The organism is Companilactobacillus nuruki (assembly GCF_002872255.1).
GTDB classification, from domain to species: domain Bacteria; phylum Bacillota; class Bacilli; order Lactobacillales; family Lactobacillaceae; genus Companilactobacillus; species Companilactobacillus nuruki.
The window spans coordinates 1-22,849 of sequence record NZ_NIPR01000027.1; the positions used below are offsets into that span (position 1 = coordinate 1).

Below are 22,849 nucleotides of genomic sequence, written 5' to 3' on the forward strand. Positions count from 1 at the left end.
AAAAATACCTCACCAATATGTTTGATGAGATAATCATAATTCGAATTCCGCCTAAATCATAGACGGTCGGTTATTAGGTGCTTACGGTTTTGCATACAAAAAACGTCCAATGATTATTAAAGTTCAGTCATTGGACGGTGCAAATGAATCTGTTAAAGTATATGATCATAATTTAGTACAAAGAACAGACGTATCCGTAGCATCCGGAACCAAATGGGCTACAGATACTGAAATAAATACGTCTAACGGAATGCCTTTTTTGCGTATTGCCACTGATCAGTACGTTGCCATGTACGATGTTGTAGAGCAAAGCTTTAAGGCTACTATTTAATTTTAATTGTGTGTGAATTTAAATCTCTAAGGGTATTCTTGGTATGCCGACCTTGAATATCTTTTTATTTTGTATATATTAATTTCTATGTGCACTGCCAAATGCATTTAAATATATATTTAATATATGAGGTTGTTCCTTAATACAAGTACTAGTGTACTATCTTTTGATTTTGTTTTGATTCAGTTTTTGTAAGAAGCTTTTTCCAAAAGTGAAATTAATATACATGAAGCGACCTTTAAAGGGTTATTTCATGTATTTTTTTGTTCTATTTACAATTTAATAGCTTTCTAAATATTTATTCTTGATACAAATGGTATGGCTGTGCGGACACAGTATGCTATGGCCTGCTCTAAAGGGACTAACTGCTGGTCTATATGGAAATCTTTTTATTTGGTATATCATTCTAAAGGAATTATTATTGCCCCAAAGAAAAGAAGGGTGATTAAAATGCAATTGAATAATAAATATATGTCATTAGGAGTTACTTTATTTTCTGCATTGATTCTAATTTCTCTATCAAGCGAAACAGTAAAGGCTGATGCCACTTCACCAAGTACTGTTACCAGTACTTCAGATAGTAAAACAATTCAGAATAATACTGAGGTTAAGACAGGAAATACAGTTACATCAAATACCTCAATTGACAAAGATAATATGGCTAATTCTAAAGAGACAGTTGAATCTAAAGTATCCACTGTGACGACAGCAAAGATTTCCCCACAATCTAATATTGATTTGAAGGTATCGAGTGAAACCTTAAAAATACCTACGCAACCTTTAACCAATCAACCAAGTACTACTCAACCAAGTTCTGAAGTTTCTACAGAAAATAGTAATCCATATGCTATCTCAAGTAATATAACGGACAATACAATAGTTAATTTCACTGATCCATTACTGGGAAGTGTTGTTAAAGCAGGACTATCTTTAAAACCATCTGACAATATAACCATTGGTGATATTAAATCTTTTAAAAATACTTTAATAGATGTGAGTGTTTCTACGTATCAATTACAAAATAAAAATCAACCAGGGGCTTCTATGACCAATCAGCAGTCGACACCAATAGAAAGTTTAAATGGGATGCAATATTTGCAATTATTGCCTTCAAAGGCTCAAATTGCGTTTCAAGCTAAACTTGCTTCTGATTCCCAAGCCAATTCAGATTTAACACCATTAGAGAAATTGAATTTTAATCAATTAGTTATTGCAGGTGATCTTAGTGATCCTAGAGCTAAAATAGTTGATTTGAAGCCACTATCCAAATTTGATTTGTCGAAAACAAATTATTTAGAATTAAGCGGTGATACTAGTATTTCAGCAAATAGTGGTTTAAATGATGAGAAATTAGCTGAGGTAGCACCGGTAATTAATAAATTTGCTAATAATGGATTAAATAATAACTTACTTGAACTTGGGCAATCAAGTATTACCGATTTTACGCCATTGAAACCAGCTCTGAATGCCGCTCCAAGATTGATGATTGTTGCAGCAGCTAATACAGTAGCTAATCCTACTCCTATTTACGCAGTAGTTGGTCAGCCGATATCTTTTACAGCACCTAAATTATTAGACCCAGCAGGAAATGATTTAGCCGATAGATATCATTTTTCATATTCGGTACCGCAGTCTGATTTAACCAATGATAATTTAACTAATTTAGGGAACAATAAGTATGTCTTGAATAATCCTGATCCTAATAACAAAATATTATATTATGGTCAAGCGGGGTGGGCTTATAGTTCTAATCCCGATGCTGTTATAACCGAAAGACTGGGAAATGCCATTTTTAGAACTGTTTTAATGAATGCGCAGCCAATTGTTTGGCAGGCTCATCCAAACGTTACGATAAATTATATGGACGCCACTGGAAAGCCAATTCTAAGCAAAGGAAGTCCTTTGGTTGCAAATGTAACCGGTTATAAAATTGGCGATCCATTTGATATAACGGCAAATAGTAAAATAGCAGGATATACTTTAACCAGTCCAGTAGCGATGCTAAAGGGCAGCTTTACACAAAACCCTCAAACTATTAGTTTATTGTATAGAAAGATTGAATCAGAGGGTTCTGGTTATACTGTTAAAGAAAATAAAAATTCTAGCAGGATTGTTGCAGAGATTCATTATCTTGATAGTAAAAATAATGAGGACAGAGATTTAATTAATATTGGAGTCAAAGGCACTGCTATTATTAATGGTAAATTATTTTATCTGGTTGGTTATAAGCAACTGGTTGAAGCAAGTTCCTATAGTATAACCAAGTCAAATGTTTCGGGAATTGCAAGAACTACTGATAATGTGGCCTTGATTTTTAATGCTTATAGTGAGCCGATTGGTGCTTTGGAGCCTAATACTTTATGGAAATATAGTCAGATAGTTTCCCTAGATGGGATCGACTATTATCAAATTGCGACTAATGAATTTTTGCCAGTCAAGGATTCTCTACAGTTTGTTTCTTTATCCTCTTTGACAGTAATAAAAGTTGTCTCCAACTCTGAATTGTATGATTCAAAGGGAGTAGCTTTAGACCGTGTTTTGTCGAAAAACAGTAAATGGAAAACTGATGGTTATGCAGTTATTAATGGTACTAAAATGTATCATATTGCTACTGATGAATGGATAAGTAGTCAAAGTATAGTAATTAGTTAACAAAAAAGTGTTCTAAAGTTGTTAGAATTTAGCAACTTTAGAGCACTTTTTTATGCTTGATTTTTTTCTTGAATAAGTTTTACTTTCTTTAAAATTTGTTTATCGAAAGCTTTCATATAATCGTTTTGAGTCTTGTATTTTTTATCTTTTAATTTGGCAACGACATCTGTCCAATCGTAGTAATTAATTGGAATCTTATTACGATTATTGTTTTTGACATACAGTTCAGCAAAGTTTGTGTCATCTTGAATAGGTGCTGTAAGCCAGATATAATCAGTGTTTTTGTATTGTAAGAAATATTGATTCTTTCTATCTACATTATTATTCTGGTATAGCGAATATTGAATTTGCATATTAAATGTTTTTCCATAATTATGTGCGATCATATCGGTTTTTATACCAAGTATAAACGAAATTAAAATGAGTACTGGCATAATGTATTTGTTATATGAATTGACTAATATATCAAAATTGATGATAAATATAGTGGTTAAGAAAATGTAGGTTGCAAACATGCATCTTGCCCCAAATGGTGAAACAACTAAAAAAGGTGCAATTACCACGAAACTTGATAATAGTAATGAATAATTTGCTATTTTTTGTTTAATATTTTTGATCTTTAATGAGTAAAAAATGGTTATCAAAGAAAATATGATAATAGTTATACTAACAGCTATTAATGTTTTGGGAGTAAATTGAGTTCTCATGTAATTAACCATTGTATCAGAAGAGGATGATCCCTTTAAAGATCGGTATGAGTCCGATCCAAATATTATTTTTAGATAGGCTCCGTTAATAAACATTAGGAATGCTCCAATTATATTTCCAATAACAATAGAATTAAGAACATTTTTGAAACTGTTTCCAAAGTGATTTCGTAAGAAGATCCAAACTAATATACTATTAAATACGTTTAGAAGAGTAAGGTGTTCAGCGAAAAACTGAGCAGCTATAGAGGCGAAGAAAATTAAGTATAAATTTGTACGATAATAATGAATGTTTTTGTTATTATAATTTTTTAGTATTAAGTAAAGCATAAATAATGGAAATATTAATGAAGGAACGTAGTTGGCAAAACCAGAATGCCAACCTAAGATTTGCTTAAAAATTACTTTGGGCATCAATAGAATAAAGATAGTGGCTAGAGACGAGGAGGTTAATCCAATTGATATTGTGGGTGATATTTGTTCTCGTATCTTTTGAATTAAAAATACAATAGTTGTCATAAATGTGCCATAGGCCAAAAATGCTACAGGTTTAAATTTGGTTATTAAAATAACGAGTAAGTCACCTAAATAACGTCCATCGTATTTTAAAAATATTCCTTGAGGAAAATAGTTGCTACCAAAGTAAGTTCCCCAATGCAAATCATCCCCTAACAAGGGCATCCACGTGCCTATTAGGCCGAAAATGATGAATATAATGAGATAAAAACTGAGCTTTACTGTTTTTGTCATGTTTTGTCCTCTTTTTAAATGTCTACATATAAGGATATAATTAACCATCTTTTCAATCAATAGAAATATAAATACCATATGTTATACAATGTTGAATTTGCAAAATATTTACTTAAATAATTGTGAATGTTAGTATTAATTTTGCAAACGATTACGAAAAAAGGTGAAGATTTCATGAAAAAAACAAGAGTCATAAATTCTAATATATCAAGAGTTATTGCTCAAATGGGACATTTCGATACAATTGGAATAGGTGATGCAGGGATGCCAGTTCCATCAGATACAGAAAAAATTGATTTGGCAGTTGAAGCAGGCTTACCAAGCTTTATTCAAGTGCTTGAAAATGTATTGAGTGAATTAGAAGTTCAAAAAGTTTATTTAGCTGAAGAAATAAAAATTCAAAATCCTAGTCAATTGGCTGCAATCAAAGAAGCGATTGGCGATACACCAATTGAGTTTATTCCCCATGAAGAAATGAAAAAGGATTTGAGCAATACTAAGGCCTTTATCCGTACAGGTGAAGAAACACCGTACTCAAACATTTTACTTGAAAGTGGAGTAGTTTTTTAGAGGATTTAAAATATGAAAAAAATTGTTGTATTAGGTTCAATTAATGTTGATACTATTTTAAATATTTCCCGGCTACCTTTACCTGGCGAAACGATGGCGATGAGTGATCGTTCTACTGCTGGCGGAGGTAAGGGCGCTAATCAAGCTATTGCCGCTGTACGTGCAGGCGCAGAAACTTCATTTATCGGTAAGATTGGTCAGGACAATGCGGCTGATTTTATGATAGATACATTTAAAAATGATGGTTTGAATATTGATCACGTAACTAGAGACCAACAAGCAGGAACTGGACAAGCCTATATATTATTAGACGATAAGGGTCAAAACAGTATTTTGATTTATGGTGGAGCAAATCAAACCATTACGACCGATGATATTAAAAGGGCTTCCGATACCATTGCTCAAGCAGATTGTTTAATAACACAATTTGAAACACCACTTGAAAGTTCAGTTGAAGCGTTTAGAATTGCTAAAGAAAATAATGTTTTAACAATTTTGAACCCTGCTCCAGCCAAAAACGATATTCCTGAAGAGCTTCTGAAACTCACTGATATCATCGTTCCTAACGAAACTGAAGCCGAAGCAATCACAGGAGTCAAGGTTACGGATGAACCATCAATGGTGGAAGCTGCAAATAAATTGCATACATTGGGCGTAAAGAATGTTATAATAACTGTCGGCGCTAATGGATCGTTTTATTCAGTAAATGAAAAGAATGGTTTTGTTAAGGCCTATAAGGTTAACACTGTTGATACAACAGCTGCTGGTGATACGTTTATCGGATACTTTGCATCTAAGCTTAGTTCTGATTTAAGTAATATCGAGGAAGCAATGAAATTTGCTAGCAAAGCATCATCTATTACAGTACAAACTCAAGGGGCTCAAAATTCGATCCCATTGATTAAAAATGTTGAATTTTAGGTAATTGTAAAAGAAACTTTACGCAATAGTAGATTGAAATAATTGGTCAAGCATGTTAATATAGTAGTTGTATTTTTGAATGGTGAATGGTTCGAATGGTTTGAATGTTTCGTATTTTAGACTTTCTTCCATGATGTACCACGAAATAATGCACAAAAAATATTTTAGTTATCAGGAGGAATAGTCTCATGGAACACGGAACAGTTAAATGGTTTAACGCAGAAAAAGGCTATGGTTTTATTACACGCGAAGATGGTAGTGACGTATTTGTTCACTTTTCAGCCATCCAAGGTGACGGTTACAAGACACTTGAAGAAGGTCAAGCTGTAACATTCGACATCGAAGATTCAGATCGTGGCCCACAAGCTTCAAACGTTAACAAAGACTAATTAAATAGACTTTGGCAAAAAGCTAACTCGAAAGAGTTAGCTTTTTTTAGTATCTAAAATTATTTAATAATTTACATTAAATTAACATTAACTAAACATTGTAAGTTTATCATTAAATCTTATTAATAAAGATTGAGGGATAAAATGCAAACAAATTGGAAAAATAATTTTAGAATTTTATGGTTGGGCAGTTTAATAACCGATATGGGCAATGCGATGACATTGCCTTTTATTGTCTTGTTTATTGATACGCTAGGAAACTTCAATAAGGCAGAACTTAATTTACTTGGTGCGGCGGCTTTTTCTTTAACCTATTTGAGTAAGGCAATAGTTTCTCCATTATGGGGAAAATTGGCAGATTTAAAGGGTCGTAAGTTAATGTGTTTAAGAGCCTCTGGGGTGATGACTTTTACAATCTTTATGATTGGATTGTCTCCAAATGTTTGGTTTTTGCTAGTCTTTCGTATTTTGCAGGGAGCATTTTCTGGCTATATTAATAATGCAAATGCTTTGATGTCAGTTTCAGCTCCTAAAAAGATACAAGGGCGGGTGATGAGCAAATTGGTCACTGGGAGTATAACTGGTACTTTAATTGGGCCATTGGTTGGGGGGATACTGGCAACCTGGTTTGGTTATCGCGGGGCTTTCTTTGTAACTAGTGTCTTGATGCTGTTAGTTTTTTTGACTACGTTAGTAGGAGTAAAAGAAGATTTTACCCCTATTACTAGAAAAGAATTACAGCCAGCACTTCCTTTGATGAAAAAGATTGGCTGGGGGTTCTTTATTGCCTTGTTTGGCTCGCTCTTAGCCATTCAAGCAACAACCAATGCAATTACACCTATGATTAGTTTGCTGGTCCGAGAGATTGATCCAGACGGTAATAACTTAGTTATAATTACAGGAATCGTTTCAGCAGCTCCTGGTTTTGCTGCTATTTTGATGGCAGGGTTTGTCGGTTCCTTGATTGACCGTCTTGGTGCTTTAAAAAGTATGCTGATTTTTTTAGCTTCAGCAATATTTTGTTTAATTCTCACTAGTTTTGTTCAGAATATTTGGGAACTAATTGCATTGAGGTTTATTTTAGGGATTTCAGATGCAGCTTTGATCCCAGCTATTCAAGTTTTAACTGTACAAAATGTACCTAACTCTATTTTTGGAAGAGTTTTCAGTTATAATCAATCAGCACAGGCATTTGGAAATGTTTTAGGTCCGATGTTAGCTGCATTAATAGCAACTAGTTTTGGTTATAAAAGTATTTTTATATTTTCGGCATTGTTAGAAATTCTAGCTTTTGTTTCTTGGGTAGCTTATTCAAAACAACAACGATATAAACAGAGTGTTTAATAATCTAAGCATTTTTTAAATTTATATTTCAAATCATAAAAAGTTCAAAGTTATCAGCTATAATTAAAAGTAATAAATTTAAAAAGGAATAGATCAATTGCCACAAAAGAGGAGATATACAAATCGTCGCCCAGTTCGACGTAGGAGCAGCAAAAAAAATAATACGACTTTTATTTTACTAGCGATTGTCGCTGTCTTTGTTATCAGCTTCTTTGGCTATAGGAGATATGTACAATATAGAAGTGAAACACAAGTTGAAATGGTTCAACAAGAACGTAATCAATTCGTTAAGAAAATTGCTCCATACGCAGTTGAATTAGGTAAAGAATATGGTGTTTTGCCAAGTATAACGATTGCTCAAGCTATTCTTGAAAGTGATTGGGGTACAAGCTCTTTAGCCAGTCAGTATAATAATTATTTTGGCATAAAGGGTGACGATCCTTCTAATACTAAGGTTTTACAAACAAAAGAATATACTAATGGTCAATGGATAACTATTAATGGACGTTTTAGGGTTTATTCGGATTTTCGTGAATCCATGAAGGATCATACAAAGTTGTTAGTCAATGGTACAACCTGGAATCCTCAACAGTACAAGCAAGTTTTACAATCGAAGGATTATATTGAAGCAGCGGTTGCATTACAATCTGATGGATATGCGACTGATCCAGGCTATACGACTAAAATTATTCGGATTATTCAAAAATATAATTTGAAAAAGTACGATCAAGGTATCAAGTAAAAAACAAAGTATGATAGACTCTAATTATTCTATTAAATAGGGGAGAACGTAATGAAGGAATTAGAAGAAAGAATCAGAAAAGATGGTCGTGTTTTAGGCAAAGATGTGCTTAAAGTTGATAGTTTTTTGAACCATCAAGTTGACCCAATGTTAATGGAAAGAATGGGCGAGGAATTTTACAATCATTTTAAAGATGCTGGAATTAATAAGATTCTAACGGTTGAATCTTCTGGTATCGCACCAGCTGTTATGACTGGATTGAAATTCCAAGTACCAGTTGTTTTTGCCAGAAAGCATAAATCCGTTACATTGACTGATGATCTTTATACGTCTGAGGTTTATTCATTTACAAAAAAAACATCCAACCATATCAGTATTGATAAGAGATACCTTTCGAGTACTGATAAAGTTTTGATTATTGATGATTTCTTGGCTAATGGTCAGGCTGTAAATGGCTTGGATACAATTATCAAAGACGCTGGTGCAACACTTGCTGGAATTGGTATTGTTATTGAAAAATCTTTCCAAAAGGGAAGACAAATAATTGAAAAATCTGGTACTCCAATTTATTCATTAGCTAGAATTAAAGCGTTTGAAAATGGACAAGTTGTTTTTGAAGACGAGAAGGATTAGAAATAATTAGAAGGTGGAATTATGACTTTTATTGCGCCCGGTAAAACATTAGGCATAATTGGTGGCGGTAGTGAAACATACATTCTTGAATTGGAAGCTAAGAGAATGGGATTCAGGACCATGCTTTTGACCGATGAGGAGAAGGACATTGCAACACAGGCTGCTGATAGTTTTTTAGTTGGCACATTAGAGAATCTAGATAATCTAAATGAATTGGGCCATAGAAGTGACCTCCTTTTGTATATGGATGAAAATTTTGATAGTGGGTTGTTAAAACAGTTGGCAGATAGTTTCAATATTGCACAAGGTGCTGATTTGTTGGAAATTGTTCAAGATCGTTATATTGAACGAACTTTTTTGAATGATTTAAATATTAATGTCCCACCTTTCTTTTCAATTGTTACGGTTGATGACGTTAAAAAAGCAGTTGAAGAGATTGGGTTTCCTTGTATTCTTAAACCCATACAAAAAAATCAATCAATCTTGAAACGTCACATTTTGTACAATGATCAAGATGTTGAACGTGTTCAAAAATTATTGCTTGACGGAACTTATATTCTTGAAGCTTGGATTGATACTCAAACTGAGTATTCTATCATGGTCAGCAAAGGGAAAGATCAAAAAATACATACTTTCCCAATGATTCAAGAGATTTATGATGGAAATCATTTAATGAGTTCTTTCATATATAAGAAGAACGATCCAGATATTGAGGCTGAGATGCAACGAGTAGCATTAATGGTGGCTGAGAACATTGATTATGTTGGTATTTTTGGCATAGGGTTTATCTTGTCGCAATCAGGAGTGTTGTACGTTAAAAGAATCTTCCCAGGTATCAATTATTCTGCTAATGTTTATCAAGAAGCTACAGGTATTTCACAATTTGAATTACATATTAGAGCGATTTGTGATTGGCCAATTCCTGAAATATTCCCAATGGTCAATGCGGCTACATTAAAGATCATTGAAGGAAATTTGCCGCAGAGCTTGGATCTACTTCAGGAAAAGGCACAATGGAAATTTAACTATTACACAGGTTTTAAGGCTAAGAATCAAGCCGACAGAGATGTTGGATATATTTCGATTTTTTCAGACGATGTTGAAGAATTAAAAAATGATATCTTAACAACTAATATTTGGAGAGTAGAATAATTCATGATTGATAGATATGTAACTGAACAAATGAAACCAATTTGGACTGACCAAAATAGATTTCAAGCCTGGCTTGAGGTAGAAATTGCCGCCGTTGAAGGCTGGAGTAAGCTAGGGGAAATTCCTGCTGAAGATGCTAAGCTTATTGCTCAAAACGCTAAGTTTGATGTTTCTGAGATTGCTGAAATCGAAAAAGAAACTAAGCATGACGTAGTTGCTTTCACAAGAGATGTTTCCAGATACCTAGGACCTGAGAAAAAATGGATTCATTTTGGCTTAACCTCAACAGATGTTGTTGATACGGCTTATGGGTATTTGATGAAGCAGGCTAATGATATTATTCGTAAGGATTTAAATGAATTCTTAGCCGTAGTAGGCCAAAAGGCTCTAGAATATAAGGATACAGTAATGATCGGTAGAACCCATGGTGTTCATGCTGAACCAACAACTTTTGGTTTGGTATTGGCTAATTGGTATTCTGAGATTAAACGTGATATCGAACGTTTTGATCATGCTGCTAAGGGTGTAGAGGCAGGTAAAATTAGTGGAGCAGTTGGTAGTTATGCCAATGTTCCAACCAGCGTCGAAAAGTTTGTTTGTGATAAATTGGGTATTCGTGCTCAAGAAATTTCAACGCAAGTACTACCACGTGACCTACATGCCGAATATATTCAAACAATGGCCCTAATTGCTACATCTGTAGAAAGATTCGCACTTGAGGTTAGACATCTTCAAAGAACCGAAGTTCGTGAAGCAGAAGAATATTTTGCTGCTGGACAAAAGGGATCTTCCGCTATGCCACACAAACGTAATCCGATTGGATCAGAGAATGTTACTGGCTTAGCTCGTGTCATTAGAGGCCATGCCTTTACAGCACTTGAAGATGTTCCCTTGTGGCATGAACGGGATATCTCACACAGTTCGGCTGAACGAGTAATTATTCCAGATACGACAGAGTTGTTAGACTATATTTTGAGAAGATTCACTAAAATAACAAAAGATTTAACCGTTTTCCCTGACAAAATGCTAGAAGATATGAATATTACTCATGGATTAATTTTTTCACAACGAGTTTTGTTGAAATTAGTTGAAGCAGGTTATTCACGAGAACAAGCTTATGATATTGTTCAACCGATGACGGCTAAGGCCTGGGATGAAAAGAAGGATTTCAGAACAATGTTAGAAAATGATTCTCGAGTAACTGATAAATTATCAGGTGCAGATCTTGACGATGCATTTGATTATAGTTGGCATTTACGTAATGTTGATGAAATTCTTAAACGTGTCGGTCTTGAATAGAAATATCAAAAATCTCAACTGAAAAATTCAGTTGAGATTTTTTTTCGGATTATTTTCAAAATATGAACAAATGTTCTATCTAGCCTTATTTGACAGTCTTTTAGGCATAGTAAGCGTGTTCTTTAAGTTGAATATAAGTAGCTATAAAAAGGCCGACAAATAAGTGTTTATGCCATTTATGAAAGCTATTAACTTCTATCGGTTTGGTTCACGTTATGACAAAAAATTTGCTACAATATAAACAGCTATTTTTCATTGCAAATAAAATTTTTTACACAAAGATTTGAGGGATTTATAAATTGGACGATACTATGTTAAAAGGTCTTAACCCGGAGCAACAAGACGCAGTTAAGGCTACTGAAGGACCACTTTTGATCATGGCCGGTGCTGGATCTGGTAAAACAAGGGTGTTAACGCATCGCGTGGCTTTTTTGATTGAAGAAAAAAATATTATGCCTTGGCATGTTTTGGCAATTACCTTTACCAATAAGGCTGCTAAGGAAATGAAAGAAAGAATTGGTAAACTACTTGATGAATCGGCAAACGATGTTTGGGTATCAACTTTTCACTCTCTTTGTGTAAGAATTTTAAGAAGAGATATTGATAAGATGGGTAAACCTAAGACGTTTACAATTGCTGATCCTGGGGAACAACGTGTTTTAATGAAGCATATTTTAACGAGAATGAACTTGGATCCTAAACGTTATGATCCCAGAGCAATTTTGGGAACAATCAGTAATGCTAAAAATGAATTACAGACACCAGCTGAATATGCAAAAGTGGCTGCTTCACCATATGAGCAAACTGTTGCAGGCGTTTATGATGCTTATGCTAAAGAAATGGAACGTAATAATTCTTTAGATTTTGATGATTTGATTATGCAGACTAGTGAATTATTTGATCAATGTCCTGATGTCTTGGAAAAGTATCAAGAAAAATTCCAATATATTCATGTTGATGAGTATCAGGATACAAACGAAGCACAATATAAATTAGTCAAACAGTTGGGTGCTAAGTATCGAAATGTTTGTGTTGTAGGTGATGCTGATCAGAGTATTTATGGCTGGCGTGGAGCTAATATTCAAAATATTATGAACTTTGAGAAGGATTATCCTGAGGCAACAACCATTAAATTGGAACAAAATTATCGATCAACTAAGACGATCCTTAAGGCAGCAAATGAAGTTATCAATAACAACGGGAATCGTAAGCCTAAGGAATTATGGACTGATAATGATGATGGAGATAAAATTAAATTTTATCGTGGTCAAAATGAATCAGATGAGGCTTTGTATGTAGTTGATCAAATCAAGAACCTTTTATTGAAAGGTTTCAACTATGGAGATTTTGCTGTCCTATATCGAACTAATGCTCAATCACGTACTTTTGAAGAGAAATTAATGCAAGCCAATATGCCATATAAGATTATTGGTGGACATAAGTTTTATGATCGTAAGGAAATTAAAGATATTTTGGCTTATTTGCGCTTAGTGGCTAACCATGATGATTCGATGAGTTTTCAACGTGTTATCAATAGTCCTAAACGAGGAATTGGACCGGGAACAATTGATAAATTACAGGCATATGCGGATGAACATGGATGGTCATTATTAGAGGCAGCTGAAAATATTGAACTGTCACCACTGGCAGCACGACCACGCAAGACGATTGGTGAATTTGCTAAGGTTATTGATGACTTAACTAAATTAGCAACAGATCAATCAATGACCATTTTGATGGATCACTTATTAGAGGATTCGGGTTATGTGGAAGATTTAAAACAACAAAATAACCTTGAGTCGCAAGCCCGTATTGAAAATATTGAAGAATTATTAACAGTTACAACACAGTTTGATCAAGGATATGAACCTGATCCAGAGGTTGATGAGACTCGTTTAACAACTTTCTTGACAGAATTATCATTAGTAAGTGATCAAGATGAGATTGAAGAAGATCAACAAGAAATCACCTTAATGACTTTACATGCTGCTAAGGGACTAGAGTTTCCGGTTGTTTTCTTAGTTGGTATGGAAGAAGGTATTTTTCCATTGGGACGCTCCTTACTTAAAGAGGACGATTTGGAAGAAGAACGTCGTTTGGCTTATGTTGGAATTACACGTGCTGAAAAACGTTTGTATTTGACTAATGCTGTTAGTCGTATGCTTTACGGACGTCTTCAAAATAATGCTACTTCACGTTTTATTGAAGAAATTAAAGACGATGCAATTGATAGGGTGAATAGTAATGCTGGTAATGTCGGTGGGCCAAAGGAAAGAGATTTACCATTTAGTCGTCGCCGCCGTGTTGCTGCAACAACAGCGAGTTTCCAATCACCAACTTTGAAAGCAAAAGGTGCTTCAGGTGCTGAAAAGTTGCATTGGAGTGTTGGTGACAAAGTTGAACATAAAAAATGGGGACAAGGTACTGTCGTTAAGGTAAACGGCGATGGTAAAAATGCTGAGTTGGATGTAGCCTTCAAAAGTGAAGGAGTTAAAAGGTTGCTTGCTGAATATGCACCAATTAAAAAAGTTACTGATTAAGAGGTGAAAAAATGGCCGATTTAACAAAAGAACAAGCTAATCAAGAATTAATGAAAATTCGTCCACAATTAGATGAATGGCGAGAAGCGTACTACACTAAAGATGCTCCAGTTGTAGAGGATAATGTGTATGATAAACTCTATAATCGCTTATTAGAATTAGAACAAATGTATCCCGAATTAGTAACATCTGATTCTCCTTCTCAGGAGGTTGGAGATGTTACTCTACCTGATTTTAATAAGGTAACTCATGAAATACCTATGCTTTCTATGGGCGATGTTTTTTCTGAGGAAGAATTAGCAGATTTCAATCAACGAATTGAAAAAAATGTTGGACATGAAGTTGATTATAATGTTGAATTAAAAATTGATGGTTTATCTTTATCATTAATTTATGAAAATGGTATCTTAGTACAAGGCTCTACTCGTGGTAACGGAACAATTGGTGAAAATGTGACGGAGAATGTAAAAACTATTAGTGATATTCCTCAGAAATTAAGCCAACCATTATCAATTGAGGTCCGTGGCGAATGTTTTATGTCAAAGAAAGAATTTTTACGTTTAAATCAAGAACGTGAGAATGAAGGTCAGCAAGTTTTCGCTAACCCTAGAAATGCTGCTGCGGGAAGCTTACGTCAACTTGATCCCAAAATAACTGCTTCTAGAAAACTGGATACCTTTATGTATACGATCGTAACGTTTGATGGCTTGAATGTTACTACTCAACATGGAGCATTGGAGACTCTAAAAGAATTAGGCTTCAACGTTAATCCGACTGCCCAAGTAACTACTGGTTTAAAGGGAGTTAAGGAATTTATTAGTCATTTTGGAGAAATGCGTGATGAGCTGGATTATGGAATTGACGGTGTTGTTTTAAAAGTTGATGATTTGGCCATTCAGCGTGAATTGGGCAATACGGTTAAGGTTCCACGATGGGAAATTGCTTATAAATTCCCACCTGAACAAGCAGAGTCAATTGTTAGAGAAATTACTTGGACTATTGGTAGAACAGGGGTTTTGACACCTACGGCTGTTATGGACCCAGTTAGTTTAGCTGGTACAACTGTGGCTAGAGCTACGTTGCATAATGAAGATATGATCCGTCAAAAAGATATTCGAGTTGGTGATACAGTTTTATTGCATAAAGCTGGCGATATAATTCCGGAAGTTTCGCAAGTTGTTTTAAGCAAGCGACCAATTGATTCAGTTCCAGCAGAAATACCCACCCATTGTCCATATTGTGGTTCTGAATTGATACATTTAGAGGATGAGGTCGCACTCAGATGTATTAATCCTAAATGTCCGGCACAAGTTAAAGAACAATTGACACATTTTGCTTCGCGTAATGCAATGAATATTGATGGTCTAGGGCCCAAAATTATTGAGCAGCTGTACACTAAAGAATTAGTAAAAGATGTGGCAGATATTTATAAATTAACAGCTGATGATTTGGCGACACTTGATGGTTTTAAAGAAAAATCTATTAACAATTTATTAACGGCTATTGATAATTCCAAGAGTAATTCAGTTGAACGATTGATTTTTGGATTAGGAATAAGACATGTTGGCGCTAAGGCAGGTAGAATCTTAGCCGAACATTTTGGTAATTTAGATAATTTGATGTCCGCTTCCACAGAAGAAATCCTTGAAGTAAATACAATGGGTGAGATAATTGCTGATAGTATTTCGACTTATTTTTCAAATGATGATGTTAAAAAGTTGATTAATGAACTAAAATCAGTAAATATTAATATGAATTTTGTCGGTAGTTCTAATAATAATGAAACAAATAGTCACTTTACTGATAAAATAATTGTTATAACCGGAACGTTACAGAACTATAAACGTTCTCAATTGTCTGAAACACTTGAAAATCTTGGTGCTAAAGTTACCAGTTCAGTTACAAAGAAAACTGATATTTTAATTGCAGGTGAAAAAGCCGGCAGTAAATTGACTAAAGCTCAACAATTGGGAACGCAGATTATTGATGAAGCAACATTATCTGATTATTTAGATGATGCTAAAGAGTAGGAGAACAGTTTTGAAAAAATTCTTAAAAACTACATCGTTATTACTAATGTGCTCATTGTTACTAGCTGCCTGTGGTAATTTACAAAATTCTAGTTTATCATCTGGCGGTGGTGAGTCATCCAAAAGCTCGGTTCAGACGACATCTTCATCTGATTCAAGCAGTTACGATGTTTTGTTAAGTGGTGGAAAATATAAAACGAGTGCAATTTCAGGTCTTACTGCGGCTGATAATAGTAATCAATTTAATAGCAGAAGTTTTGAAAGCGGCTTGATGAGCTTGTCCAAGAAACAATTTTCGACAAATTCATATGTTTTCCAAGAGGGTCAAGTCTTAACAGCTAGTACAGTGAACAAATGGTTAGGCAGAAAAAGTAAGAATAATTCTGCTGGTTTGAACCCCGCATCTAATGGGTCAACTGATGCTAACAAACGTGCTCCTATGTATTTCCAACAAATGCTTGAAGAGGATTATCTTCAAAAACAGGATGGAAAATATAAATTGGCTGGAATGTCGATTGGTATTGCGATGAATAAGATTGATTATTATCAAAAGAAACAATATGGTGCTACGTATAAAACAACCATTTCAACTGAAGAACAAAAAGAACAGGGACAACGAATTGCTAAGGAAGTAGTTAAACGCTTGCGTAAAAATAGTAAAGTCGGTAATATTCCAATAGTTGTTGGTTTGTATTCGGTAGCTCCAGAGGATACTTTGGTTGGTGGAACCTATTTCCAATATTCAGTAAGTAAGAGTGGGGATTTAGGTAGCTTTAGCGATTTGAACTATAAGAATCAAATGTTGCCAACTGTTAATGGTGATACTGCTATCAATAGTAGTGATTCTGATGCCTTTTCTAACTTCAAATCTCATATTCAAGATTATTTCCCTAATCTTTCAGGAGTAACAGCTCAAGCTCACTATGATGGAAATGACCTTAAATCTTTAGATATTACAGTTAATACCCAATTTGATGGTTTAGCTCAAGTAACTAGTTTTACACAGTTTGTTCAAACTAGTGCACAAAAGTATTTACCTTCAGGAGCAGATTTAGATATTAATATTCAAACCGTTGATGAACAGCAAGCCGTTGTTACGCGTACCAATGGTAAATTCTATTCACACGTTTATGATGCAGATTAAAAGGAGAATTTTATGATTTCAAAAGATGAAATTTTACACGTTGCCGCTTTGGCAAATTTGAAATTCCAAGATGATGAAGTTGATAGTTTTGTAAATCAACTTGATAAGATTGTGAATATGGAAAGCAAACTATCATCAGTTGATACAACCGGAATTGAACCAACATACAATATGGCTGATACAAATACAGTCTTCCGTGAAGATAAGGGAATTCATACTCAAACTAGAGAAGAAATGCTTGAAAACGTTCCTGAAACTGAAAATAACCTTATTAAAGTTCCAACAATTGTTGACAAGGAGGACGATGAATAGTGGATATTATGAACGAAACAATTGCGTCTTTGCATGACAAACTTGTTAACAAAGAGGTAACATCCGAAGATCTAACAACTCAATCACTTGATAAAATTAAGGCTAATAAGGAATCATTAAATACATTTATTACTGTCAATGATAAAGCAGATCAAGATGCCAAAAAAGTTGATAAAACAGGTATCAATGGCCCATTAGCGGGTATTCCAATTGCTATTAAGGATAATATTGTTAGCAAGGGCATCAAGACTACTGCCGCAAGCAAAATTCTTTACAATTTCATGCCCGTATACAGTGCTACTGTTTTGGAAAAATTAGAAAATGCCGGTGCAATTGATATTGGTAAAACTAATCTGGATGAGTTTGCTATGGGTTCATCTACTGAAACATCATACTTTGGTACATCGGTGAATGCTTGGGATCACACGCGTGTTCCTGGTGGTTCGTCAGGTGGTTCAGCTGCTGCTGTTGCTGCAGGTGAGGTTATTGCTGCTTTAGGTACTGATACAGGTGGTTCAATCAGACAGCCCTCTGCATTTAATGGTATTTTTGGTATTAAACCAACTTATGGTCGTGTATCACGTTGGGGAGTTATCGCCTTTGCATCAAGTCTTGATCAGGTTGGTGTTATGTCAAAACGTGTAGAAGACTCTGCCGCTGTATTGTCTGTTATTGCTGGTCATGATGATCATGATTCAACTAGTTCAACTAAAGAGGTCCCAGACTATCGTGCTAATTTGAATAAGGATATGCACGGTGTCAAAATTGCCGTTCCTAAGGAATTCTGGCATGAAGGAACTCATCCAGAAGTTTTGGAAAATGTTAATAAGGCTCTTGATGCTTATAAAGAAATGGGAGCTACTGTTGAAGAAGTTAGTCTTCCTAGTTTGAAACATGCGGTCGAGGTTTATTATGTTTTAGCATCTAGTGAGGCCTCATCTAACCTTCAAAGATACGATGGTGTTAGATATGGTTTCCGTGCTAAAGATGTTAAGAATATTAAGGAATTATTTGTCAAATCAAGATCTGAAGGATTTGGTGATGAGGTAAAACGTCGTATTATGTTGGGAACTTTTGCCTTATCAGCTGGTGCTTACGATGCTTACTTCAAGAAGGCTGCCCAAGTAAGAACCATTTTTATTAATGAAATGAACAATGTTTTGAAGGATTATGATTTAATCATGGGACCTTCAACAACTACTCCTGCATTTAAGATTGGTGAAAAAGTCGATGATCCATTGGCAATGTATATGAATGATATCTTGACGATCCCTGCTAATTTGGCAGGATTGCCAGCTGCGTCTGTACCTGCTGGGTTGGCTGATGGTATGCCAGTTGGATTACAAATTATTGGACGTTCATTTGACGAACAATCTGTCTTTAATGCAGCTTATGCTTTACAAGAAGAAAATAAATTTTATGAAAAAATACCAACTGCACTTAAGGGGGAAGACTAATGAATTTTGAAACAACTATCGGACTAGAAGTTCACGTTGAATTAAAGACGAAGTCCAAAATGTACAGTCCATCACCCGTTGCATATGGTGCTGAATCTAATATCAATACCAATGTTATTGACTTCGGTTTTCCAGGGACGTTACCAACTGTAAATAAAAATGCTTATCGTCTAGGTGTAATGGTCGGTTTAGCTTTGAATGCCGATATTGAAAATCATACACACTTTGATCGTAAAAACTATTTCTATCCAGATAATCCCAAAGCTTACCAAATTACACAACAAGATAAGCCATTGGGGCATGATGGTTATATTGAAGTTGACGTTGATGGTGAAAAGAAAAAAATTGGTATTGAGGAATTACATGTTGAAGAAGATGCCGGTAAGAATACTCACGGTAATAATGGATTTTCTTATGTCGATTTGAATCGTCAAGGTACACCGCTAATTGAAATTGTTTCAAAACCTGATATGCATTCACCAGAAGAAGCCTATCAATATCTAGAAAATCTTCGTAAGATTATTCAATTTACTGGCGCATCTGATGTTAAGATGGAGGAAGGTTCAATGCGTGTTGATACCAATATTTCTATTCGTCCAGTTGGATCAGATACGTATGGTACTAAAGTTGAGTTAAAGAACTTGAATTCATTTAATCATGTCAAGTTAGGTCTTGCTTATGAAGAGAAACGTCAGGCTGCAATTCTTAAACAGGGTGGATCAATTGGTCAAGAAACAAGACGTTTTGATGAAAAGACTGGCGAGACATTCTTAATGCGTGTTAAATCTGGTGCGGATGATTATCGCTATTTCCCAGAGCCAGATTTGCCAGACTATGAAATCTCTCCTGCATGGGTTGAGGAAATTAAGGCTAGCTTACCTGAAACAGCTGCTGCAAGACGTAATCGTTATATCAATGAGTTGGGTATTCCTGAATATGATGCTGGTGTTCTTACAGATACAAAGGAAATGTCTGACTTCTTTGATGAAGCAGTAAAATATGATGCTAATCCAAAACTGGTTTCTAACTGGTTGATGGGTGAAGTTAATGCATATATGAATGAAAACAAAATTGGCTTGGTAGAAACAAAATTGACACCTGAACATCTTGCTAAGATGATTAATTTGATTTCTAATGGAACTATTTCTTCTAAGATTGCTAAGAAGGTCTTTAAAGAAACAATTTCTAATGGTACAGAACCTGAAGAATGGGTTAAGTCTAAGGGACTTGTCCAAGAATCAGATCCTGATGTTCTTAAGCCAATGATTTTAGAAATTCTTGATAACAATCAACAATCAATTGATGACTTTAAAAATGGTAAAGACCGTGCTGTCGGTTTCTTGGTTGGTCAAATCATGAAACAAACACATGGTCAAGCCAATCCTAAAGTTGTTAATAAGATTTTGATGGCAGAGTTAAAGAGTCGTTAGTGAGGGAAAGATATGCGTGCTAGACTTATTTATAATCCAACTTCAGGCCATGAGACCATGAACAGTAATGTTGGAGACATTTTGAATATTATTGAAAAAGCTGGTTATGAGGCTAGTGCTTATCGAACGACACCGAAAAAAAACTCAGCTAAAGATGAAGCTAGGCGAGTTGCTAAAAAGGGATTTGAGTTAATTGTCGCTGCTGGTGGTGACGGGACTATTAATGAGGTTGTCAATGGTATAGCCGACCTTGAAAAGAGGCCAGAATTAGCAATTATTCCAGCTGGAACCACAAATGACTATGCTCGTGCCTTAAAGATACCGCGTGACGATGTAGTTGAGGCTGCTAAGGTAATATTGAAGGGTCAAAAGTTACCAGTTGATATTGGACAAGCTGGTAAAAAGTACTTCATCAACATTGCTGGTGGTGGATCAATGACCGAATTGACCTATGAGGTACCTTCAGCTTATAAGTCAATTCTTGGTTATTTGGCTTATCTAGTTAAGGGCGCAGAAATGTTACCAAGAGTTAGTCCAATTGATATGCACATTGAATATGATGATGGCGTTTTTGACGGCAAAGCTACAATGTTCTTAATTGGTTTGACTAATTCGATTGGTGGTATGGAACAAATTGCTCCTAATTCAGTTATTGGTGATGGAACTTTCTCGTTGATTATCGTTAAAGAAACTAATTTAAGAGATTTAGTTCATTTGATTGCCTTAGTACTAAATGGTGGTCGCCATGTTTACAATCCAAAGGTTATTTATACTAAGACCAAAAAGATTTCAGTTCATGCAAACGATAGTAATCGCTTGATGGTTAATCTTGATGGAGAATATGGTGGCGATGCACCAATGCTCTTTAATAATTTGCATAATCATCTTAATATTTATGCAAACGTTGATTCGATACCGCTTAAGGCGATTGATACATCAACTTTGAGTGAAAAAGATGCTGGCGAAAAAATTATTGAAGAAGAAAAAAATCTCGATAGTAAAAAAGAAGATAAATAAAAAAGAATTGGGAAGTGGATCAGTTTTGGACACTTCTTTTTTCTATGTATAGGTGAAAAATGGATAAACCAAATTTAAAAAAGAATCAAGAAGTAGAATTACAAATTGAAGACCTGTCTTATGAAGGTAAAGGAGTAGCCAAAGTTGATGATTTTACACTCTTTGTGGACAACGCTTTACCAGGTGAAACAGTTAAAGCTGTAATAACACGTATCAATAAGAATTTTGGATTTGCTAAGGCATTAGATATTATTAAGGAATCTCAGTATCGTGTTCATGATATTGATGCCATTTATGCACAAACAGGAATTGCTCCCTTGAGTCATTTGAAATATGATAAGCAACTTGAATTCAAACATGACCAAGTAGTTACTGATTTAAGTAAAATGGGGCTTAAGGATGTAACTGTCAATAAAACTTTAGGGATGGAATCACCATTTAATTACCGTAATAAAGCACAGGTCCCTGTTCGCCAAGTGAACGGTAAATTAACTACTGGTTTTTATCGTCGTCGCTCGCATGAGCTTGTCCCTATGGAAAACTTTTTAATTCAAGATCCTAAGATTGATGCTGAAATTATTCGTGTTCGAGATATTTTACGTAAGTATAACGTACGTGGATATGATGAACAAAATCAAAAGGGACAAATTAAAACAATCATGGTTCGTCGTGCCTACTTTACAGGTGAGATGATGGTGGTATTAGTTTCTAGAACTCCTGATATTTCTCACTATAAGGATATTACTAATGAGATATTGGCTAATTCCGAAATTAAATCACTTTACCTAAATATTAATTCTAAGAATACTAATGTTATTTTGGGTCAAAAAATGACATTACTTGGTGGTAAGAAGTATATTGATGATAAGATCTTAGGTCATACATATCGAATTTCTCCCAGATCATTCTATCAAGTAAATCCAGTTCAAACTCAAAACTTATATCAATTAGCGATTGATGAGGCTGAATTGACCGGTAATGAAAAAGTAGTAGATGCTTATTCAGGTATTGGTACTATTGGTTTATCATTAGCAGATAAGGCTAAACACGTCACTGGTATCGAGATTATTGAGGATGCAGTTAAAGATGCTGATCAAAATGCCAAGTTGAATAACATTACTAACACTGACTTCGTTGTTGGTAAGACAGAAGATGTTCTTGATGAATGGGCCAAGAATGATATTTCAGTTGATGTTTTAATGGTCGATCCTCCACGTAAGGGTTTGGCTAATTCTTTGATCGATTCATTGAAGAACATTAGACCAGAAAAAATCGTTTATATTAGCTGTAATCCTGCCACCTTGGCACGTGACTTGTCATTATTGAATGATACATATGAAATTGGGGATGTTACTCCAGTTGATATGTTCCCAATGACTAATCATATTGAATGTGTGACTCAACTTAAATTAAAGAAATAGGAAATGAT

19 protein-coding genes are annotated in these 22,849 nt (G+C 34.8%); 18 read left to right on the top strand and 1 reads right to left on the bottom strand.

From position 1 onward, the window contains the following. The first annotated feature begins 109 nt into the window (after positions 1-109). A complete protein-coding gene (locus tag CBP76_RS07890) occupies positions 110-331 on the top strand; it encodes a hypothetical protein (RefSeq protein ID WP_102196359.1) in 222 nt (73 codons plus the stop codon). A 450-nt stretch (positions 332-781) separates the two neighbouring features. Then, positions 782-2,983 carry a MucBP domain-containing protein gene (locus tag CBP76_RS07895; protein ID WP_166667226.1) on the top strand — a complete coding sequence of 734 codons (2,202 nt, stop codon included), beginning with the start codon at positions 782-784 and terminating at the stop codon, positions 2,981-2,983. 50 nt (positions 2,984-3,033) lie between these two features. Here CBP76_RS07895 and CBP76_RS07900 read toward each other — a convergent pair whose 3' ends face one another. Continuing rightward, the gene (locus CBP76_RS07900) at positions 3,034-4,440 is read right to left on the bottom strand and encodes a hypothetical protein (protein WP_102196361.1); all 1,407 of its coding nucleotides are present in this window, start codon (positions 4,438-4,440) and stop codon (positions 3,034-3,036) included. Positions 4,441-4,614: 174 nt separating this feature from the next. Here CBP76_RS07900 and rbsD point away from each other — a divergent pair, with 174 nt between their 5' ends. From rbsD to rlmD, 16 genes are all read left to right on the top strand, one after another. Continuing rightward, positions 4,615-5,010, top strand: coding sequence for a D-ribose pyranase (gene rbsD / locus CBP76_RS07905; RefSeq protein ID WP_102196362.1), 396 nt, complete (start codon positions 4,615-4,617; stop codon positions 5,008-5,010). Positions 5,011-5,022: 12 nt separating this feature from the next. After that, a complete protein-coding gene (gene rbsK / locus CBP76_RS07910) occupies positions 5,023-5,931 on the top strand; it encodes a ribokinase (RefSeq protein WP_102196363.1) in 909 nt (302 codons plus the stop codon). Positions 5,932-6,119: 188 nt separating this feature from the next. After that, complete coding sequence (locus tag CBP76_RS07915) at positions 6,120-6,320, top strand: cold-shock protein (protein WP_057867290.1); 201 nt, start codon at positions 6,120-6,122, stop codon at positions 6,318-6,320. Positions 6,321-6,464: 144 nt separating this feature from the next. Continuing rightward, the gene (locus CBP76_RS07920; protein ID WP_102196364.1) at positions 6,465-7,664 is read left to right on the top strand and encodes an MFS transporter; all 1,200 of its coding nucleotides are present in this window, start codon (positions 6,465-6,467) and stop codon (positions 7,662-7,664) included. 97 nt (positions 7,665-7,761) lie between these two features. After that, positions 7,762-8,406: a glycoside hydrolase family 73 protein gene (locus CBP76_RS07925; RefSeq protein ID WP_102196365.1), complete on the top strand. Its 645-nt coding sequence runs from the start codon at positions 7,762-7,764 to the stop codon at positions 8,404-8,406. 51 nt (positions 8,407-8,457) lie between these two features. Beyond that, entirely contained in the window at positions 8,458-9,039 is a 582-nt protein-coding gene (locus tag CBP76_RS07930; RefSeq protein WP_102196366.1) for a xanthine phosphoribosyltransferase, read from the top strand. A gap of 21 nt (positions 9,040-9,060) precedes the next feature. After that, positions 9,061-10,191, top strand: a complete 1,131-nt coding sequence (locus CBP76_RS07935) for an ATP-grasp domain-containing protein (protein WP_102196367.1) — start codon at positions 9,061-9,063, stop codon at positions 10,189-10,191. 3 nt (positions 10,192-10,194) lie between these two features. Then, positions 10,195-11,490, top strand: a complete 1,296-nt coding sequence (gene purB, locus CBP76_RS07940; RefSeq protein ID WP_102196368.1) for an adenylosuccinate lyase — start codon at positions 10,195-10,197, stop codon at positions 11,488-11,490. Between the two features lie 311 nt (positions 11,491-11,801). Beyond that, a complete protein-coding gene (pcrA, locus tag CBP76_RS07945) occupies positions 11,802-14,030 on the top strand; it encodes a DNA helicase PcrA (RefSeq protein WP_102196386.1) in 2,229 nt (742 codons plus the stop codon). Between the two features lie 11 nt (positions 14,031-14,041). Then, entirely contained in the window at positions 14,042-16,060 is a 2,019-nt protein-coding gene (gene ligA, locus CBP76_RS07950; RefSeq protein ID WP_102196369.1) for an NAD-dependent DNA ligase LigA, read from the top strand. 10 nt (positions 16,061-16,070) lie between these two features. Further along, the gene (locus tag CBP76_RS07955) at positions 16,071-17,204 is read left to right on the top strand and encodes a CamS family sex pheromone protein (RefSeq protein ID WP_102196370.1); all 1,134 of its coding nucleotides are present in this window, start codon (positions 16,071-16,073) and stop codon (positions 17,202-17,204) included. Positions 17,205-17,216: 12 nt separating this feature from the next. Further along, positions 17,217-17,516 carry an Asp-tRNA(Asn)/Glu-tRNA(Gln) amidotransferase subunit GatC gene (gatC, locus tag CBP76_RS07960; protein ID WP_102196371.1) on the top strand — a complete coding sequence of 100 codons (300 nt, stop codon included), beginning with the start codon at positions 17,217-17,219 and terminating at the stop codon, positions 17,514-17,516. Beyond that, positions 17,516-18,973, top strand: a complete 1,458-nt coding sequence (gene gatA / locus CBP76_RS07965) for an Asp-tRNA(Asn)/Glu-tRNA(Gln) amidotransferase subunit GatA (RefSeq protein WP_102196372.1) — start codon at positions 17,516-17,518, stop codon at positions 18,971-18,973. Before gatC ends, gatA begins: the two co-directional genes overlap by 1 nt. Then, positions 18,973-20,403, top strand: coding sequence for an Asp-tRNA(Asn)/Glu-tRNA(Gln) amidotransferase subunit GatB (gene gatB / locus CBP76_RS07970; RefSeq protein ID WP_102196373.1), 1,431 nt, complete (start codon positions 18,973-18,975; stop codon positions 20,401-20,403). Before gatA ends, gatB begins: the two co-directional genes overlap by 1 nt. A gap of 12 nt (positions 20,404-20,415) precedes the next feature. Further along, positions 20,416-21,420 (top strand): diacylglycerol kinase, encoded by a 1,005-nt coding sequence (locus CBP76_RS07975; protein ID WP_102196374.1) that lies wholly within the window; start codon positions 20,416-20,418, stop codon positions 21,418-21,420. 59 nt (positions 21,421-21,479) lie between these two features. Next, entirely contained in the window at positions 21,480-22,841 is a 1,362-nt protein-coding gene (gene rlmD / locus CBP76_RS07980) for a 23S rRNA (uracil(1939)-C(5))-methyltransferase RlmD (RefSeq protein ID WP_102196375.1), read from the top strand. The last annotated feature ends 8 nt before the right edge of the window (positions 22,842-22,849 follow it).

Bases quoted from the DNA above. Each gene is read 5' to 3' on its own strand.
- gatB (WP_102196373.1), top strand. From the start codon at position 18,973: ATGAATTTTGAAACAACTATCGGACTAGAAGTTCACGTTGAATTAAAG.
- CBP76_RS07920 (WP_102196364.1), top strand. From the start codon at position 6,465: ATGCAAACAAATTGGAAAAATAATTTTAGAATTTTATGGTTGGGCAGT.
- rlmD (WP_102196375.1), top strand. From the start codon at position 21,480: ATGGATAAACCAAATTTAAAAAAGAATCAAGAAGTAGAATTACAAATT.
- CBP76_RS07895 (WP_166667226.1), top strand. From the start codon at position 782: ATGCAATTGAATAATAAATATATGTCATTAGGAGTTACTTTATTTTCT.
- CBP76_RS07930 (WP_102196366.1), top strand. From the start codon at position 8,458: ATGAAGGAATTAGAAGAAAGAATCAGAAAAGATGGTCGTGTTTTAGGC.
- CBP76_RS07935 (WP_102196367.1), top strand. From the start codon at position 9,061: ATGACTTTTATTGCGCCCGGTAAAACATTAGGCATAATTGGTGGCGGT.
- gatC (WP_102196371.1), top strand. From the start codon at position 17,217: ATGATTTCAAAAGATGAAATTTTACACGTTGCCGCTTTGGCAAATTTG.
- CBP76_RS07975 (WP_102196374.1), top strand. From the start codon at position 20,416: ATGCGTGCTAGACTTATTTATAATCCAACTTCAGGCCATGAGACCATG.
- CBP76_RS07900 (WP_102196361.1), bottom strand. From the start codon at position 4,440: ATGACAAAAACAGTAAAGCTCAGTTTTTATCTCATTATATTCATCATT.
- pcrA (WP_102196386.1), top strand. From the start codon at position 11,802: ATGTTAAAAGGTCTTAACCCGGAGCAACAAGACGCAGTTAAGGCTACT.
- CBP76_RS07915 (WP_057867290.1), top strand. From the start codon at position 6,120: ATGGAACACGGAACAGTTAAATGGTTTAACGCAGAAAAAGGCTATGGT.
- rbsK (WP_102196363.1), top strand. From the start codon at position 5,023: ATGAAAAAAATTGTTGTATTAGGTTCAATTAATGTTGATACTATTTTA.
- ligA (WP_102196369.1), top strand. From the start codon at position 14,042: ATGGCCGATTTAACAAAAGAACAAGCTAATCAAGAATTAATGAAAATT.
- CBP76_RS07890 (WP_102196359.1), top strand. From the start codon at position 110: ATGATTATTAAAGTTCAGTCATTGGACGGTGCAAATGAATCTGTTAAA.
- purB (WP_102196368.1), top strand. From the start codon at position 10,195: ATGATTGATAGATATGTAACTGAACAAATGAAACCAATTTGGACTGAC.
- rbsD (WP_102196362.1), top strand. From the start codon at position 4,615: ATGAAAAAAACAAGAGTCATAAATTCTAATATATCAAGAGTTATTGCT.